The 17379-nt window shown below is 51.9% G+C and carries 14 protein-coding genes and 1 tRNA gene; 6 read left to right on the forward strand and 9 right to left on the reverse strand.

The window, feature by feature from the left end; translation table 11 throughout:
• Positions 1-144 precede the first annotated feature (144 nt).
• Positions 145-1707, reverse strand: a complete 1563-nt coding sequence (locus E6072_RS04850) for an AMP-binding protein (protein ID WP_316694144.1) — start codon at positions 1705-1707, stop codon at positions 145-147.
• A gap of 137 nt (positions 1708-1844) precedes the next feature.
• On the opposite strand from E6072_RS04850, the gene E6072_RS04855 reads away from it, so the two are divergent.
• The gene (locus E6072_RS04855; protein ID WP_316694146.1) at positions 1845-2606 is read left to right on the forward strand and encodes an NADPH-dependent oxidoreductase; all 762 of its coding nucleotides are present in this window, start codon (positions 1845-1847) and stop codon (positions 2604-2606) included.
• A gap of 93 nt (positions 2607-2699) precedes the next feature.
• Positions 2700-2933 (forward strand): hypothetical protein, encoded by a 234-nt coding sequence (locus tag E6072_RS04860; RefSeq protein ID WP_278605452.1) that lies wholly within the window; start codon positions 2700-2702, stop codon positions 2931-2933.
• Positions 2934-3798: 865 nt separating this feature from the next.
• On the opposite strand, the gene E6072_RS04865 is transcribed toward E6072_RS04860, so the two are convergent.
• The 4 genes from E6072_RS04865 to E6072_RS04880 all read right to left on the reverse strand — a co-directional run bounded on the left by E6072_RS04865 (position 3799) and on the right by E6072_RS04880 (position 9099).
• Entirely contained in the window at positions 3799-4392 is a 594-nt protein-coding gene (locus E6072_RS04865) for a methylated-DNA--[protein]-cysteine S-methyltransferase (protein WP_316694148.1), read from the reverse strand.
• Between the two features lie 193 nt (positions 4393-4585).
• On the reverse strand, positions 4586-4765 hold the full coding sequence (locus E6072_RS04870; protein ID WP_288291823.1) for a hypothetical protein: 180 nt from the start codon (positions 4763-4765) through the stop codon (positions 4586-4588).
• Positions 4766-5067: 302 nt separating this feature from the next.
• Entirely contained in the window at positions 5068-5571 is a 504-nt protein-coding gene (locus E6072_RS04875) for a hypothetical protein (RefSeq protein WP_316694150.1), read from the reverse strand.
• 519 nt (positions 5572-6090) lie between these two features.
• Positions 6091-9099: an InlB B-repeat-containing protein gene (locus E6072_RS04880; protein WP_316694151.1), complete on the reverse strand. Its 3009-nt coding sequence runs from the start codon at positions 9097-9099 to the stop codon at positions 6091-6093.
• A gap of 172 nt (positions 9100-9271) precedes the next feature.
• On the opposite strand from E6072_RS04880, the gene E6072_RS04885 reads away from it, so the two are divergent.
• The gene (locus tag E6072_RS04885) at positions 9272-9502 is read left to right on the forward strand and encodes a PTS glucose/sucrose transporter subunit IIB (protein WP_316694152.1); all 231 of its coding nucleotides are present in this window, start codon (positions 9272-9274) and stop codon (positions 9500-9502) included.
• 13 nt (positions 9503-9515) lie between these two features.
• Positions 9516-10256 (forward strand): HAD family phosphatase, encoded by a 741-nt coding sequence (locus E6072_RS04890; protein WP_316694153.1) that lies wholly within the window; start codon positions 9516-9518, stop codon positions 10254-10256.
• Between the two features lie 27 nt (positions 10257-10283).
• On the opposite strand, the gene malQ is transcribed toward E6072_RS04890, so the two are convergent.
• The 3 genes from malQ to E6072_RS04905 all read right to left on the reverse strand — a co-directional run bounded on the left by malQ (position 10284) and on the right by E6072_RS04905 (position 14976).
• On the reverse strand, positions 10284-12461 hold the full coding sequence (malQ, locus tag E6072_RS04895) for a 4-alpha-glucanotransferase (protein ID WP_316694154.1): 2178 nt from the start codon (positions 12459-12461) through the stop codon (positions 10284-10286).
• Positions 12462-12508: 47 nt separating this feature from the next.
• Positions 12509-14191: an energy-dependent translational throttle protein EttA gene (ettA, locus tag E6072_RS04900; protein WP_307737288.1), complete on the reverse strand. Its 1683-nt coding sequence runs from the start codon at positions 14189-14191 to the stop codon at positions 12509-12511.
• 80 nt (positions 14192-14271) lie between these two features.
• Entirely contained in the window at positions 14272-14976 is a 705-nt protein-coding gene (locus tag E6072_RS04905) for a single-stranded DNA-binding protein (RefSeq protein WP_316694157.1), read from the reverse strand.
• 156 nt (positions 14977-15132) lie between these two features.
• Here E6072_RS04905 and E6072_RS04910 point away from each other — a divergent pair.
• A tRNA-Arg gene (locus tag E6072_RS04910) sits at positions 15133-15208 on the forward strand.
• A 104-nt stretch (positions 15209-15312) separates the two neighbouring features.
• Here the strand turns inward: E6072_RS04910 and orn are convergent.
• Complete coding sequence (gene orn / locus E6072_RS04915) at positions 15313-15939, reverse strand: oligoribonuclease (protein ID WP_316694159.1); 627 nt, start codon at positions 15937-15939, stop codon at positions 15313-15315.
• A 105-nt stretch (positions 15940-16044) separates the two neighbouring features.
• Between orn and ilvA the strand changes: the two genes are divergently transcribed.
• On the forward strand, positions 16045-17292 hold the full coding sequence (ilvA, locus tag E6072_RS04920; RefSeq protein WP_316694161.1) for a threonine ammonia-lyase IlvA: 1248 nt from the start codon (positions 16045-16047) through the stop codon (positions 17290-17292).
• Positions 17293-17379: the final 87 nt, after the last annotated feature.

The raw sequence follows: 17379 nt of genomic DNA on the forward strand, positions 1-17379 counted from the left end.
GAAAGATAATAGTAAAATATGTGATTCCTCTTTTGACTAGCCGTTCCTTTAGGGGTGGGCGCTGACGCGTGAAAATCACTTTTCCATTTACGTGGGGCTCTGCGGTCTCGGGGGAAAAACTTACTTCCTGCTACCTGCGGAAACTTACTTCCCGCGACCTCCGTTACTTAAAGATTCTCTGAGGGTTTGGCGGGATAGTTTTCCGGCGCTGTTTAGAGGCAGGGCGCTTACTTGGATTATTTCCTTCGGGATTTTGTAGGCGGCTAGTTTGCCGGTTAGGAACTGTTTTAGAGATTCGAGGGTGGCGGTTCCGGTGATTACTGCACAGACCCGCTGTCCCCAATACTCGTCCTCCAGGCCGATTACTGCGACCTGCCCGATACCGGGGAAAGTTGAGAGCGCGTCCTCGACCTGCGCGGGGAAAACGTGTTCCCCGCCGCTAATGATTACGTCACTTGCCCGCCCGGATAGGCGCAGCAAACCGTCCTCGCCGATAAAGCCAATATCTCCGGTTTCAATTTGCCCCTCGATAGCACTCATGGCTTTGCCCGGATAGTTGGTTTTGCATACGTGCGGGCCGCCGATAGTGATTTGCCCCTGAGTGCCGGTAGGCAGCGCTTTGCCGTCCTGGTCGCGTACCGCCACCTGAGAATAGGTGAAGGGACGCCCGGCGGCCTCGGGGTGCTGCAAAGATTCGTTTATTCCCAGGTAACAACCAGCCCCTCCGGTCTCGGTCATCCCCCACACTTGGATCGGACGCAGCTCAAGTTTTTCCATCCGCCGCGCCAAGGATGCCGGTAGGGGCGCTCCACCGATCAGGGGACGGCGCCAATGCGGAAACGGATTTTCCGCGAGTTCCTCCCCCTCCTCTTTCTCCAAGGCATCTAGCATCCCGGTGAACATGGTGGGAACCGCGAACCCGATGCTGACTTGCTCGTCGCGAATAATCTGGGCAGCGGTAAGCGGAGAAAATCCGGTAATCACTACTATTTTTCCGCCGTGACAAAAAATATCGTTGGTGGTGCCGTTAAACCCGCCGATATGGGACAAAGGCGCGAGCGCCAACCCGGTGTCCGAGTTGCGGTAATCGAAAGCGTCCCGATAGTTCGCCCATGCCCAATACATGGTTTCCCGAGAGTGTTCCACCCCCAGGGGACGCCCAGAAGTCCCGGAGGTATAGATGATCGCCGACAGCTCACCCTCAGCTACCGGGGTAATCTCACTGGCTAGTTCCCCGGGAGAAAGAGGTTGCTCTCTATGGGAAGCCAAGAGCTGTTCATGCAGCTGATCCAGGTTTATAACCTGCGCTTTTCCGAGGGCACCCCCCGGGGAGGACACGGACTGTGCGGCAACGGGGTCAGAGCTAGCTAACGGCAATTCCCCCTTTTGATCGCTAAAAAGCAGACGCGGGGCGCAGTCGGCCACCATCGCTCGTAAATCAGCAGGCGCGGCGGCTTTAGCCAAGGGAACGAACACCGCTCCTATCTGGTCGCAGGCTATCCACAGCAACAGGTGGTATTCGCTATTCGCGCTGCAGATCGCTACCTTATCTCCGCTCATCACCCCACGTTCTTGCAGGTAAAGCACTAAATATTGCGATAGCGACCAGATGTCGGCCACAGAAAAATGTCCCAGGGGACCGGCTAAACTTTGCGCGTGGGGATGATCGATAGCGGCTCTTTGAAAATTTCTTATCGGTCTACTCATGACTTCCCCCGTTTAGTGTCCTCGGCTATATTACCCACCCGGTCACCTCTGCGAGTTAACCAGCAGGTAGGTTAAACTTATCGGCAAGGAAACCGGGTACCCCGGTGGCGAAGGTAGGCGAGGATTTAGGAGAACTCATGTCGGAAACTATTGAGAACCAGTTGGCACACCGCTCGGTGCGTCGTTTTGATACTCAGCCAATCTCGCCAGAGGTGTTAGCACAGCTAAAAGAGGCTACCCGACGCACCGCCACCTCCTGCGGGGTGCAAATGGCTTCGATTATTCAGGTAAATGATCCGGAAAAGAAGCGGCAGATTTCTCTGGTTTCTAAACAGGAGTATATTGCCGATGCTCCGCAGCTGTGGATTTTTCTTACCGATCTGTACCGTTCCTACCGGATAGTGGAGGAAAAAGGCGAGCAGACCGCCAGTGTGCGCGGTATGGATGGGTTTTTTCAAGGCTTTACCGATGCGGTACTGATGGCGCAAAATTTGGTGAATGCCGCCGAATCCCTGGGGTTAGGCACCTGTTTCTTAGGGTCAATCTTGAACGATCCGGCACGGATGATTGAGATTTTGGAGCTGCCGAAACTGACTTTCCCCGCTCTGGGGGTAATGTTTGGTTACCCGGGGCAGCAGCCGCAGTTAAAGCCCAGGATGCCGCTGGAGCTGCGCATGTTTGAGGACATCTATCGCTGTTTTGAAGGCTCCTATCTGCAGGAGTTCGCGGATTATGACCAGGAAATGACTACCTACTATGACACTCGGGCACACGGCCAGCGCTCGGATACTTTCACCGATAGCCTCACCCGAATCATGCTACGGGACGCTCCCCTGCGCCGCGGAATGCTAAATGCGGTGCGCGCCCAGGGCTTCGACCTCGCCCTCCAGCCCCGCTAAAGTTTAAATCAGTGATAACGCGTTGCAATTGCAGAACTTCGATAGCAATATCGCGTACCGTTTAAGTCGCCACGTGGAAAAGGAAGGAAGCTCGTGTCCGAACCAGATAGATTTCAAGTAGAGCTTAGAGAATTTACCTTTGAGGTTGAAATATCCTCTCTTGGGTACTCTGTTTTTTGGCTAGATTGCCCTGACGAAACCTACCCCTCTGGCTATAGCGTATTTCAGGGCGGAAGCGAACATGTTTCAAGGAAACCAAATGCTCGTGAGGAGATTATTCGCGACATTGAAGATTGGCTTGAAACCGAGCTTAAAGATAGGTGTTAACCGCATCTGACATTAACTGTGCGAGACCAGCCTTTTCCCGGAAGATCGAATACGCCGTGCACATCGACATCTACCCAAGCGCGAAACTTGTTGAGCGCTACCCCACGGCAGGTGTAGCGCGCTGTGGCACGTTGCCCACGCCCACCCCCTGCTCTATATTTTCCCCTTCCGCGCTTTCCGACATCTACCCACCTTCCATTGATTCTTTTTTGAAGTTGAACAGAAATAGTGGCGATTGTGGCTCTACAGTTCCCTTTGGTCCACCAGCCATGAGCTTGAACCGCTCTAGGCCCTCCGGACGAGGATATATGCGGGTTGTCTACTCTTTGAGTAAAAACACAGGCACCTACTGCCGATTGAGGGGGCGCGGTTTCAACGGTCTCTTTATCATCCTCACGCTCAACAGCACTGGCGGAGTTAATAATGCCGAATGTCATACATGAGGCAATAAAGATTGTTAATGCTATATTAAAGAGTTTTTTCACATTACCCTCCGTTTCCACTTTCGGGCGATAGGTTCGAGTTCCCGATAGATCAAATACGGTTCACATCTATTTTTACATAGATACTCATTTCCTTCTTAAATAATGATCCTGCACATTATGAATATTTCAAATCACATAATCTCACGTATCCGCTATTGGTAGATTCCTGCTGAAAGTGTAAGGCTTCGACCTCGCCCTCCAGCCCCGCTAAAAGTTAGCCGCCAACCGCTACCGAGCATCTAAACAATCATCTACTCTAACTGTAACAATGTTAGAGTACGTTACAGTAGGCGTTCCAGCATCCCCGCTAAAGGCTAAATGTCGATAGTACCCGGGCTTGAAGTAGCTATGTTGGGCTGCCTGCGAGAGACCTGTTTTATTTAGGAACGAGGGCGCGGGTTTTTTGGTAGCGGCTCTTTCTTTGGTAGCGGCTTTCCCCTGGGCACAAATAGATTTTCCATATCAACTTTTTCTAGGGTTAGCAGCTGAATTTTTCGCTCCATGCCGGCGCCATAACCAGTGAGGTTACCGCCCGCACCGATTACCCGGTGACAAGGAACAATTAGCAGAATCGGATTTGCCCCTACTGCTCCCCCAACCGCCTGTGCCGACATGCGGGGAATCCCTCTCTCGCGCGCTATCTGGGCGGCGATCTCCCCATAAGTTATGGTTTCCCCGAACGGGATGGTGAGCATGATTTCGCAAACCCGTTTTTGAAAGTCCGAACCCGTAAGCTTTAGCTTTGGGGTAAACGAGGGCGCGCATCCTCGAAAATAGGTATCTAACCAGCGGCCGGTTTCTTGGAATATGGGCAAAGATTTTTCCTGAGGACGACTGCTCGCTATAGCTACCCCCGCAGCCTGTTGCGACGCCAGCCCCAGCCCGATCAGCGCGTTGCCATCGCTGGACATTACCAGCTCACCCAGCGGGGAATCATAAAACTGGATATAGGTCTCCGTATCCTGCTTCCTCAAAGCCCCTCCTATCGGTCTTGCCGTAGCCGCGCAGAAACCGCTCTCTTACAGTTAGATAAAATCTTCATTGTGAAGACCATAAAGCTAGGAAGAAACGCTCTGTTAGCGGTTATGTCCTGATTTTGACACAAACATGCGAAAGTATGTCCTTATTTTGACATAATTATGAGAAAGTATGTCCTTATTTTCGCATTTATTCGCCGCGGTTTAATAATCTTTGCGGGGATCCATAGTGGAAAACTTCGGTAAGCCCGTCGTCAACGTTTTCGTCTTCAACTTGTTTCGCCTCTGATTCAACCTCATCAAGAGTCATTCCAAATCGGGAATCTTCATCGCTACGGGAACCAGTAAATAGCTCGTCAGGTTTAGCCATTATTTCCTCCGTTGTAGATTCTGAATTTCCCGAGTAAATCTTCATGGTCGGCGGGGTCATAGCCTGGTAAATAAGCACCTCATTACCACTTTATATTGCAGCTGCGCAATCTCTGGCCGTAAAAGGGGTTTTAGAGAAAAGGGTGCTCCCGCCACCGTCTGTCAGGGCGCGGTGGCGGGAGCTGTAAGGGCGGGTGCCAAGCCAGAGCACCCAGGCTTCCAGCGCGGAAAAATGAGAAAAACGCTACTGGAAAGACTTTGCGCGACTCTACCTGCTCGCTTGCTGCGAGCAGGAGGCGAGAGTCAGGAATCTAGGCCTTCTGCTAGGTCACTGAGCGGATCGTAGCCTCCTTCGCAAACCTCGCGAGGACACCCCTGCCAGGTTTTGTAAAAGTAGCCGACAATATCGACTGCCACCGGGTAGGGGTAGGCTGCGGCGACTTCGCCATTTATCTTTTTCGCACTATAGGCCACGTGGTCATAGAAGAATTCGCAAACCTCCACGTAGTTCCACATCTTCTGGCATTCTGCACAGACTGCCAGATGCGGCACCAGATCATCTTCGTAGAAGCCCAGTTCTTCCAGGTCAATTACCGCATCGATGCGCTCTAGCTCGTGGTCTTCCCCGCAGTCACACCACTGGATACCGGTGCGTTCCATTTCCCAGGGATCGGCAAGTGAAGGTTCCTCTGCGGGGACTTCTAGCGGAGTAGGTGCCTGAGTGGGAGCCTCGGTAGCAAACAGATCGCGAGATGCCTCGGCGCGCGCGAGAATCTCAGTTACAGTGTTATTCGTATGAAAAGCCATGATGGCCTCCTAAAAATCGTAGTTCCCAACCCGGCATTCCCGAGAGGGCGAATCTTCCTTCGAGGGCACCGACTTACGATTGATCCGGTTGCCTGGAGACCTGTCGAAGGACATTTTGCTTAAAGCGTGGTCATCCATCTGGATTCAGGAATCACTGTACATGATGAATACTTTTTAAGCAAGTGTTTTTTGAAAATTCCCGAAAATTTGAAGCAATTTTAAGGTTTGACCAGCGTTAATAAAAAAATAAATAGTTTTTTTAGCGCGTCGATACCGCGTGTAAAACTTAAAAAATGAAAGATTCTAACCCGCATCCCTGCATATCCTTCTACCCTACGGTGCAGCTGTTGACCTAGGAAAGCCGCGGGATCAGCGGCGAGGGCGCAGATCAAAGCAATAGTAAGAGAGTACGGCACAAGGGCCAGTTTGCGCATAGGGCTATGGAAACTAAAGGCCGCTCATAAGCAGAATGCTTATGAGCGGCCTTTATAGTTATTTAGTTATCTTTTTTCGCTGGGATTAGCGCTGATTACGCCGCCTGCGGCTGATTACAAATAACCCGCCGGTTGCTAGCAGTAGCAGCGAGGCGTAGAGGGAATACATCCCATTAGCCCCGGTCTTTGACAGGTTCGCGCCTGCTGTTGGGTTCTGTTTCTGCGGTTTAGGCTGCGGTTTCGCCTGGTTTCCAGATTTGTCTTTGCCTGGAGTGGTCGAGGGCGGAACCGGCTTGTTCTTCCAGAGGGCTTTCACCGTTACATCACCATTAATGGTGATGCTGTCGCCCACCTTGTATGTTTTACCGTCGATTTGCCAGCCATTGAATTCCTTGCCGCTTGGCGGGGTAAAGCCGCTCGCAGGCAGCGGGAAAGTGCTGCCTTTCTTGACAGTCGCCTGGCCCATTTTTCCGCTTCCGCCATTCCCATCGAAAGAAACCTTGTATTCGGTAATTTTCTTCCAGATAGCTTTGATAACGGTATTCTTGTCAGCCTTGATCTTGGTTCCAGGCGCAACCTTCTCACCATTAACTTCCCAAGTATCAAACTCTTGAGTGTCATCCGGGGCGGTGAAAGCGTTAGGCAACACCGTGTAGTCACTGCCCTTATCAACAGTTGCAGCAGTCATGCTGCCGCCACCGCCGTTGCCATCGTAGGTGATGTTTACTTGGATCTTCTTCCAGACGGCTTTCACTTCGGTGTCCTTGTCAACGGTGATTTCGGTACCCGCAGGAACCTCTTTGCCGTCGACTTCCCAGGCTTTAAACTCGTGGTTTTCATCCGGAGCCTTGAAAGTACTTTCAAGCAGGGTATATTTACTGCCCTTCTTCATGGTCCTGCCCGTCATATCGCCACTTCCACCATTGGCGTCATAGGAAACCGTCACCTCGATGTCCTGCCAAATGGCTTTTATAGTGGTGTTTTCCTTAACCCGGATTTTATCTCCTGCTTTGGGCTCGGCAGTGCCAATCTGCCAAGTCCTAAACTTCTCGTTCTCGGGAGCCTTGAACGCATTTGCCAGAATCTCATACTCAGCGCCCTTATTTACGGTCTTGCCTTTGATTTCGCCGGTACCGCCGTTACGGTCGTAACTAACAGTGGCAGTTTCCAGCTTCTTGTTTACCGGATCTGAATCGAGCTTATCGGTATCTCCTTCGAGGCCGCCATTATCTTTTGCGATTGCCTTGATGGTTCCAGCGAGTTCGATCTTTTCCACACTCAGAGTGATCACACCGGATTCTTCATTAACACCCGGTCCGCTCCATTTATTGGTTTTCAAATCTCTCGTTGCAGTTATGGTTTTCGCGTTACCCGCAGCATCTTTATAGGTAATCGTGTAGGACGCCAAGTCGGTATCATCACCTGCTTTTTCATAGGCAGGCGGGGTAATAGTTACTTCACCTTTATCCGTATCTACCGCAATCGCAGGGGACTCTGGTGCGATATTCTTCACCAGATCTTTAGCCGGGATTTTAATTACGTTATTTTCTTTACCGCTCTGTAGTTTATAGGTTCCATCAGGATTTTTTTGATATACCGGTTCGTAGTTACTATCCCATTCAACTTCCACATCATTAGGACTGATTATTGTAACGTTTCCATCTTTATCAAATTCAATAAATGCAGGATCGTCAATAAAACCAGTTCCATCGGGGAGTTTAGACTTACCATTTACCGTATTGGCATCTCGAATAGCTTTATCGATGACGCTTTTATCTGCATCAGTTAGCTTTTTGGGATCTCGAACTTCTGTTTTTTTGGGGTTAGCCAGTTTAACAGTAGAGGTTCCACACGATACAAACTTGTTCTTTTCTTTTACAGAAACACCAACTATTTGATCTAGGGGGAGGCCATAAGCACTAGGAATGGGGTATGTGAACTCGCCGGTATCGCTATTTACAATTGCATCTACGGGGTCAGAAGAGTTTTTATCAGTAGTACATTTCTGCTTTTTATTTTCGTCTTCGTGACCAAAACCTGGGGTACCAACTTTAAGAATTATTTGAACCTTTATATCCCCAAAAGGTCCGTCTCCCTCAAGCTTCCCCTTAATTACATTGTCAACAACGGTAATATCGCTAATATTAGCGCCCCGTGAAGTGTCGGTTACTTGTTTTATTTCCAAATTTGGAGCAGGAATTTTATCCGTTTTTGACCCATCTTTATAAGTTACTTCATAATAAGCTGTTTTATCTCCCACTCCGCCGATAGAAAAATCAATCGTTTTAATATCTGCTGCTATTGCAGGATTTACTGCTTTCAACATTGCAGCAGCTTCAGCTTTTTCTTCATCATTAACTATGTTAGCTACCGTTTGCTCAATCCAAATTTCGCCTTCTGGCATAGTAAGTTTGATCTGGTCTGCCTTTGATGGCTCCGCATCAGCGGTTACTTCAGGAGATTTTACATTATTTAATTCCTGATAGGCAGTGACGGTGTCACCTTCTGCAACTTCAACACCCGCAGGCAATTCTACCGACCAAGTGCTCCCAGTTTTAGGGGTAACGGAAACAGTGGCTTTTACTGTACCATCCTTATCCTTTAGGGTCACATGTACAGTTGCTCTTAGAACCTTTCCATTAATTCTCTCCCGGTGTAATTTTTTGCCAGAAATAGTTTTGGCTTTGTAAAACACGTTATTAATTGTCGGTGCCTCTATATTTCCTTCACCTACACCCTGCCCAATAATCTCCGGGCTGATCTCTAGCCCATCGGCCGCCTGGGTATTCGCTTTGGCATCCGGCTTGTTTTCTGTTACTGCACTGGTTTTAGGCTCGGCAGGGTCTGCGGCGCTTGCTGGCTGCACATTAGCGCTTGGTTGCTCCGCCGGCGTCCCCTCCTGCAAATCCTCTGCCTGTACCAATGAAGGAGTCGATAGCATAAAACCCAAGGCACAAAATAGGGTGATAAGCACCGCTCTCTTAAGGAAATTGGCGGACTTGCGCACCGCGCCGCCAGATCCCTCCGTCAAAAAAGTGCCAGGTTCATTATTAAACATCAGCATAAGGCCTTCCCGTAATTTACTTTTACACATGGCTACTACCTAATAATCTTATGATTGTTATTGAAAATCCACTAGACACATATTTGTCGTTAGCACAGGTCAGAGCAATGCTCACCCAGATTCCCTCTAAGGTACTTACAGATTGATGGTAATCTCACTATTAATACAGTAGGGTTTTTATTTTTACAGCGGGGAGGAAACCGTGGAGCAGGCAGAGCAACTGGTAGCAGGGCTGGGGGGAGCCGAGAATATCACCGAGGTTGAAGCCTGCACCACCTGCCTGCGAGTAGCGGTAAAAGACCCACTAAAGGTAGACGAGGAAGCGTTAACTACCTGCGGAGCCTTTGGGATCGTAAAAATCGGTCATACTGTTCAGGTAGTCGTGGGACCGGTAGCCGATGAGCTAGCGGCCGACATTGAAAAACTGCGTTAAACAGCCAGACTTTATGTATCCTCTCGAAAGCGCTTGCGCCCCCAACTCCCCTAAAGCCTTAACCTCGTCCTCCCCCGTTGAGGACGCGCCAAGCCCTAACTCCTGCAAAAACAAATCTTTTAAGGGTCTACTGCTTGACCTAGACGGCACCCTAATCGACTCCGAACACACGCATCTAGCCGCCTATCGCAGAATGTTTACCGCCAAAGGATGGCAGATAGCAGCATCCGAAATGGAGATATTTAAAGGACGCCCCGGCCCGGAAGTATTCCAAAGCGAACCCGGCCCTTGGCGCGGCCTCGACCCCGAAAGACTGGGGGTAGAAGCCCGCTCCTATGTGGATATTCGCCGCGATCCCCCGCGGATCTTTGCTGGTGCCCGCGAAATCATGCAGTTAAAGCTGCCGAAATGTTTAGTTACTTCCGCCTGGAGGCAATGGGCGCAGTTAGCCGCGCGGCTACTAGAGGCCCCCGCTAACCTCAAAGTGATTAGCCAAGAAGATATTCGTGCCGGCAAACCCGACCCGGAACCCTACCTGGTGGGAGCACAAACCCTGAGGCTACCCGCGTCCTCCTGCATCGTCATCGAAGACACTACCAGCGGAGTTATCTCGGCGCGCGCAGCCGGAGCCGGCAGAATCTATGGGGTGGCTACCAGCCACAGTCCAACCGCATTAGCACAGGCCGGAGCCGACCTAGTAACCGACAGTTTGCAAGAACTCCTGCCCTACCTCGGCGAAGAAATCGCCTGCTAACTGCCCGGCGAACGTGGCCGGGACGCCCTAGCTAGGGTGAACTGCTTTCTCTAGCATCTCCAAGAGCTGATTAGCGAACTGGTCAGCGGTAACGTTCTCTAAGAACCGGGTGTTGCCCTCTTGATCACGCAGAGGAACACACCAATTGGGGTATTCAAACTTGGTGCCGGGTTGATTCTCGGTTAGCTGCTCTTGCACCGCATCTGCCAGGGTCAACACCACCAGCTGAGCGGGAGTAGCCGCTACATAGCGGTAGAGGGCGCGAATAATCTCGCCCATATCGTGTTCATCTTCGGCGAGACCCGCATATTCAACCAACGCGCGGCGCACTGCCCCAAAAACACGCTCTTGATTGGCTTCTGCTTCCTCACGAGTCGAATCCAAAAGATCCAAAGATTCTCGTATCCGCAGGTCCTCGCCGGTAAGGTAACCGGCCACCGGCGGCATATCGTGGGTATTCACCGCCGCCAATTGTTCGCGTCGGTAATCTTCCGGCGGTACCAAATGGTCGGGGGCATCGAATTCAAAGAAGAACACCCCGGTACCCAGAATCCCCCGGTAACGCAGGTAGTCGCGTACCCAAGGCTCTACGGTACCCAAATCTTCGCCCACTACCACTAGGTTATTTCGGTATGCCTCTAGCAGCAGTACTCCCACCATCGCTTGATGGTTATAGCGCACATAGGTGCCATCTTTCGGCAGCATTCCTTCGGGAATCCACCATAGGCGCAGCAACCCCATAATATGGTCAATGCGCAGCGCACCCCCCATTTTAGCGGCGGCCTCCACCGTGCGCCGCAGGGGCTCGTAGGCTTGCTGTTCCAGACGATCTGGGCGCCAAGGGGGCTGTGTCCAGTTCTGTCCCAACTGGTTATACATATCGGCGGGTGCTCCCACCGAGATCCCCTGCGCATAAACTTCCGGGTCGCTCCAGTGGTCGGCGCCCAATTGGTGTACCCCCACCGCCAGATCGTGCATGACCCCAATCTTCATACCCGCATCGGCAGCCACCTGGTGCGCCTGTCTAAGCTGACGATAACAAACCCACTGCAACCATTTAAAGAGATCGCGCCGCTGTAGCAGCTCTCCTCCGCATTTTTCAAACTGGGTAGTATCGGGGGTCTGCCACTTTTCGGGTAGCTCTAAACCATATTTTTCGGTTAAGGCACACCAGGTGGCAAACTGTTCCAAAGCCGGCCCTTGTTCCTCTAAGAACTCCTGATAGTCGGCTTCGCGTACCTTTGAGCGCGGAACCTCATAAATAATCTCGAGGGCGCGCAGTTTCTGTTTCCAGACCGGATCGCGTTTGATTAAATCGCCGCTAAAGAAATCAGCACCGGAACCGGAAACTCCCGGATGAGTTTCCGGCATCGCTTCGCTAAGCGAAGATTGCGCCTTGGCTTGCAGCTCCGCAATTGTTTTACGCTTCTTTTCAGAGAGTTTATGGTACTCTGCAATCGCATCGGGACGAATGTAGATCGGATTCCAAAAACGACGCGAACACGGCAAATACGGAGAATTCTCTAAGGGGAATAATACTTGCGAGGCATGTACCGGGTTAATCAGTAAGAAATCCGCCCCCTTGGAAGCCACCCATTTACAGATAGTAGCCAAATCTGCCGCATCCCCAATGCCCCAAGAATCATCAGAAGGGTTAGCGTAGAACTGGCTCATGACTCCCCAGGCACGTCCCCCACGCAGATTAGGCATCCCTAGCCGCGCCGGCGTTACCGCTACCGGACAGGTATAGGGGCGTTCATCCCCTTCCACTTTCGCGGTTAACCGATGCCACCCCAGAGGTTGCCCGGGGGGAATATTGAAAGTTGCTTCCCCAGTTAACACCCCGTTGATTTCCCGGGGCGCAACTAGCACATCCAGCTGGGGCAGATCCCAAGATCCGCCCTCCTCAAAATGCATAGTTACGGTTACCGCTTTACCATGCGGAACGTGTACCCGTACCCAATAGTTGTCATCGTTGCGGGTAACTATACATTCGGGCAGAACCCGCCGCCAGGGACGCTCCTCAATCATTTTTAGCGAGGCCGCCACTTGCGCAGGCGTATCCGCGTCAATATCCATCGCCTTGAGGACTGCACGTAAAGTGTCATCGGAAACTACGCGGTGGACTCCGGAGTAATCCCAGTAGTCAATCGCGACTCCACAGGCGCACGCCAGTTCTTGCAGCGGATCTCGGTTCTCGCTCATTTGCTGTCCCTGTTCTCCTAGGTGATTTATCGGCGACTTTACTTCCGCTAGGCGCGGCGCAAACGGCGGTGAGTTACTCGATGCGGTCGCGCTGCTTCCGCCCCTAGCCGATCAACTTTATTCTTTTCGTAGGATTCGAAGTTACCTTCGAACCAGTACCAGTTCGCAGGATTATCCTCAGTCCCCTCCCAGGCTAAAATATGCGTCGCTACTCGATCGAGGAACCAGCGGTCGTGGGTAATCACTACCGCACAACCCGGGAACTCTAGCAGCGCATTTTCCAAGCTGGCCAAGGTTTCCACATCAAGGTCGTTGGTAGGCTCATCCAGCAGCAGCAGGTTTCCGCCCTGCTTTAGGGTAAGCGCCAGGTTTAACCGGTTACGCTCCCCACCGGAGAGCACTCCGGCAGGTTTCTGCTGATCCGGGCCTTTAAAACCAAAGGATGCTACATAGGCACGCGAAGGAATCGTCACTCCCCCCACGTCCAAGAAATCCAGACCATCCGAGACGACTTCCCATAGGGTCTTATCAGGATCAATCCCCGCGCGGTTTTGATCCACGTAACTGACTTTTACGGTTTCACCAATATCAAGAGTTCCCGAATCGAGTTCCTCTAACCCCACAATCGTTTTGAACAAAGTGGTTTTACCCACCCCGTTCGGCCCAATAATCCCCACGATTCCATTCGGCGGCAGACTGAAAGACAGATCCTTGATCAACTCACGATCCCCAAAACCTTTACAGAGGTTCTCAGCGCGCAACACCACGGTTCCCAGACGGGGCCCGGGCGGAATCTGAATCTCTTCAAAGTCCAGTTTCTTGGTGCGCTTGGCCTCTGCCTGCATTTCCTCGTAGCGCTGCAAACGTGCCTTAGATTTAGCTTGCCGCCCCTTCGCTGAAGAACGCACCCACTGCAGTTCTTCTTTTAGACGCTTCGCTAGTTTCGCATCCTTGCGTCCCTGGATTTCCAGACGTTCCCGTTTCTTTTCCAGATAGGTAGAATAGTTACCTTCGTAAGGGTACAGACGCCCACGGTCAACTTCCGCTATCCATTCCGCCACGTGATCTAGGAAATAACGGTCGTGAGTAATCGCGATTACTGCTCCCTTATAAGAGTGCAGGTGCTTTTCTAGCCACAGGATGGATTCGGCATCCAAATGGTTAGTAGGTTCGTCAAGCAGTAGCAGGTCAGGGGCTTTTAATAGCAGCTGGCAGAGGGCAACCCGGCGGCGCTCCCCGCCCGAAAGCACCGAAACCGGAGTCTCCGGGGGTGGGCAGCGCAAGGCATCCATCGCCTGTTCTAGTTGAGAATCCACATCCCAACCATCGGCAGCGTCGATCTCGGTCTGCAGGGTGCCCATTTCTTCCATTAGGGCATCAAAATCTGCATCCGGGTCAGCCATCTGCGCGGAGATCTCATTGAAACGATCGAGTTTGGCCTTTAGCGGACCTACTCCTTGCTCCACGTTTTCCTTAACCGTGAGGTCATCATCCAATTCGGGCTCTTGCATCAAGATCCCTACGGTATAGCCGGGAGAAAGCCGCGCCTCCCCATTGGAAGGCTCATCTAGCCCCGCCATAATTTTGAGGATCGAGGATTTACCGGCACCGTTAGGACCGACCATGCCAATTTTGGCTCCCGGAAGGAAAGCCATAGTCACATCGTCCAAAATGACCTTGTCACCTAAAGATTTGCGGGTGTGGATCATTTGGTAAATGAATTCTGCCACTGCTGCCACTTTCTGCCAGACGGTATTGTTCTAATACCCAGAATAGTGGAGTTAAAAACGCAAAGCGAACCCCCGCGCGACTAGGCGGCCTCTCCGCTAAAAGTAGTCTCTAAAATATATTCCCCTTCCGAGTCAAGGGCATTTTCACCGGCGCTTTCTTCCGCGGGCGCGGGCGGGTTGCTCCCGTGGGTACTTTTTGTCTCCGCCTCGAGAATTTCCCCGGTGTTAGGATCAGCAATCACCTGATCACCAGCGGCTGGTGCCGGTTTTATTCCCGCAGGGTCTGCCCCTGTTGCTTCTGTTCCCGCGGGCTCTGCTGCCGGGGTGGTCTCAAACTCGCCCTCGGGATCAGCCAGGGAGCCTTCCCCTTCCTTACTGGGGGTAGCGAAATTCCCCCGTTTAGGAAGCGCGCCTACCATCCGCACAAAGTTAGACTCCCCCATAGTCAGGTCATGTCCCAGGGAAGATGCGGTTAACTCTAACCCATAGTGGGTAACCTGTTCCTTATCCTGCCATTTAGAGCGGATCAACCGCCCACAAACAATAATCGGATCCCCGACTCGAATCGAGCGGGACACATAGTGCGCGCCCCACCCCCAAACTTTTACCCGAACCGTAAGCGACTCCCCTTTTTGCCAGTTTCCTTGATTGTCACGTGAATACGGGGTGTGCATCACCCGGAAAGTACTCAGCGCCTTTTCGGGTTTAGTCGGGTCGGGACGATGAAAAGTAGGCGCGGTTGCTACCCAGCCGGTAAAAGTAACCTCTATATTTGCTTTGCTCATGATTCCTCCTAGTGTTGGTTACCTCACCATGTTGCAAAGCGGTAGCGGTTTTTTCTAATGATAAATCTTGGCTACCAGGAAAAAAGAGGATCACCTTGCCCTGGGGACAAGGAATTAGCACCCGCGAGATTTCTCGATAAACTAAAGGAACAACCAGCCCCCGTAGCTCAAAGGATAGAGCAAGGGCCTTCTAATCCCGAGGTTGCAGGTTCGATTCCTGTCGGGGGCGCCAAGCCGCAGGTAAACCTGGTTTACCTGCGGCATTTTTATCGGTTAAATCCCTGATCTCTAGACCTTGTAAGCATCTAACATCTGAGATTCATCACCCGAATCCGGCTAGGCACCCAGCCCTTGCGCCAAAACCTCTTTCGCGGCCTCCTCACATTCCTCGCTAGACGGCCCTTCCCCGGCCGGCCAGAGCACTTTGCGGTAGTAACGCAATTCCTGGATAGATTCACGAATGTCGGCGAGGGCGCGGTGTCCCCCATGTTTTTCGGGCGCATGGTAGAAAGCGCGCGGATACCAGCGTTTCGCCAGTTCTTTAACCGAAGAAACATCCACTAGCCGGTAATGCAGATGTGAGATTACCTGTGGCATTTCCTTTTCCAGGAACTGTTTATCAGTACCTACCGAATTCCCGGCTAATAATGCCTGTCCCTTTCCGGGAACGAAACGTTTAATGTAGTCCAAAACCTGTTTTTCGGCCTCCTCCAAATCGAGCGCCGCCGGAGTTTCTAATTCCGCTAACAAACCGGACTTAGTGTGCATCTCGCGCACAAAATCCCCCATATTATCTAAGGCGCCCTCCCTCGGATTAATCAGCAGATCGATCCCCTCGTCGACGATATTAGTTTGCCCATCGGTGATAATCACTGCCACCTCCACCAGGCAATCTTTGTCTAAATCGAGTCCGGTCATTTCGCAATCAATCCACACTAAAGGATCTTTCAGGTTATTAGTCATACCTTTAGCCTAATCCATCCAGATTTTGATGCCAGATAGCGAAAGCTAAAGACGCGGGCGAAGTAAATATCGATAGGTTATTAACGATCGATTATAGGAGGGACAATGAGCACAGTTACCGCGAAAGATATAGAGGTGGCTGCCGGGGTATTAGCCAAGGTAGCTACGAAAACTCCGCTACAAAAAAGCGATCGACTGAGCGCAGAGGTCGGCCGACCGGTTTATTTAAAGCGCGAAGATCTGCAGATTTGCCGCTCCTTTAAAGTGCGCGGCGCCTATGTGCGCATGGCAGCTATGGACGAGGACGAACGCAAAGCTGGAGTGGTGTGCGCTTCGGCGGGCAACCACGCCCAGGGAGTTGCCTATGCCTGTTCACACTTGGGAATAAAAGGCACGATTTTCTTGCCGGCCTCCACTCCGCGGCAAAAGCGCAAACGGATCGCCACTATCGGAGGTAAATGGGTAGAGCCGGTGATCGTGGCCGGGGACTTCGATGAAGCGAACCGGGTGGCAGCGGCGGCAGCTAAAGATGGCGGCAAAGTATATGTACACCCCTACGATGACCCCTACACTATAGCCGGTCAAGGAAGTATTGCAGTGGATTTAGACTCCCAGCTTCCAGACGATACCGATATGGTTTTAATTCCGGTGGGAGGTGGCGGTTTAATCGCCGGAATGGCGACTTGGCTCAAAGCCCACCGCCCTGGAATCCGGATTGTGGGGGTGGAATCTGGCGGCGCGGCCTCAATGAAAGCGGCGCTCGAGGCTGGAAATCCGGTTTCCCTAGATCGGGTAGATTCTTTCGTAGATGGCACCGCCGTAGGCAGAGCTGGAGATCTAACTTATCAGATTGTGCGGGAACTGGTGGATGACATCGTGGTGGTTCCCGAGGGCGCGGTTTGTACCGAAATGCTCGACCTCTACCATTCCGAGGGCGTTATTGCGGAACCAGCCGGGGCGCTCGCGTCGGCAGCGGCACGCAACTTCCTGCCGCAAATCCCCAACGGCTCCGTGGTCTGTCTGGTTTCTGGCGGAAATAATGACCTGTCGCGATACGCGGAGGTAACTGAGCGTTCCGGGCGTTACGAAGGTTTACGCCACTATTTCCTGGTGACTTTCAACCAAGAGCCGGGGGCTTTGCGCTCATTCCTAAATGACGTGCTCAGCGACGGTGAGGATATCATTTACTTCCAGTACACCAAGAAGAATAATCGGGATACCGGTCCGGCGCTGGTAGGGATTGAACTGCCAGATCCCAGTGATATTAAGGGGCTGCGCAGACGCATGGCGGCCTCTCCCCTGCAGGTACAAGAAATAGATCCTTCCTCCCAAATCTTCAAGATTTTGGTGTAGGAGGAAACCTGCTTGGGGTAGATTCCGCTAACTAACGGCGACTGCGGGGCTAAGCCCGGCAGTAACCCCGACTGCTAGCTACTACAA

The sequence above is a fragment of the Varibaculum cambriense genome (genome assembly GCF_032557235.1).
In the GTDB taxonomy this organism is placed as follows: Bacteria; Actinomycetota; Actinomycetes; order Actinomycetales; family Actinomycetaceae; genus Varibaculum; species Varibaculum cambriense_C.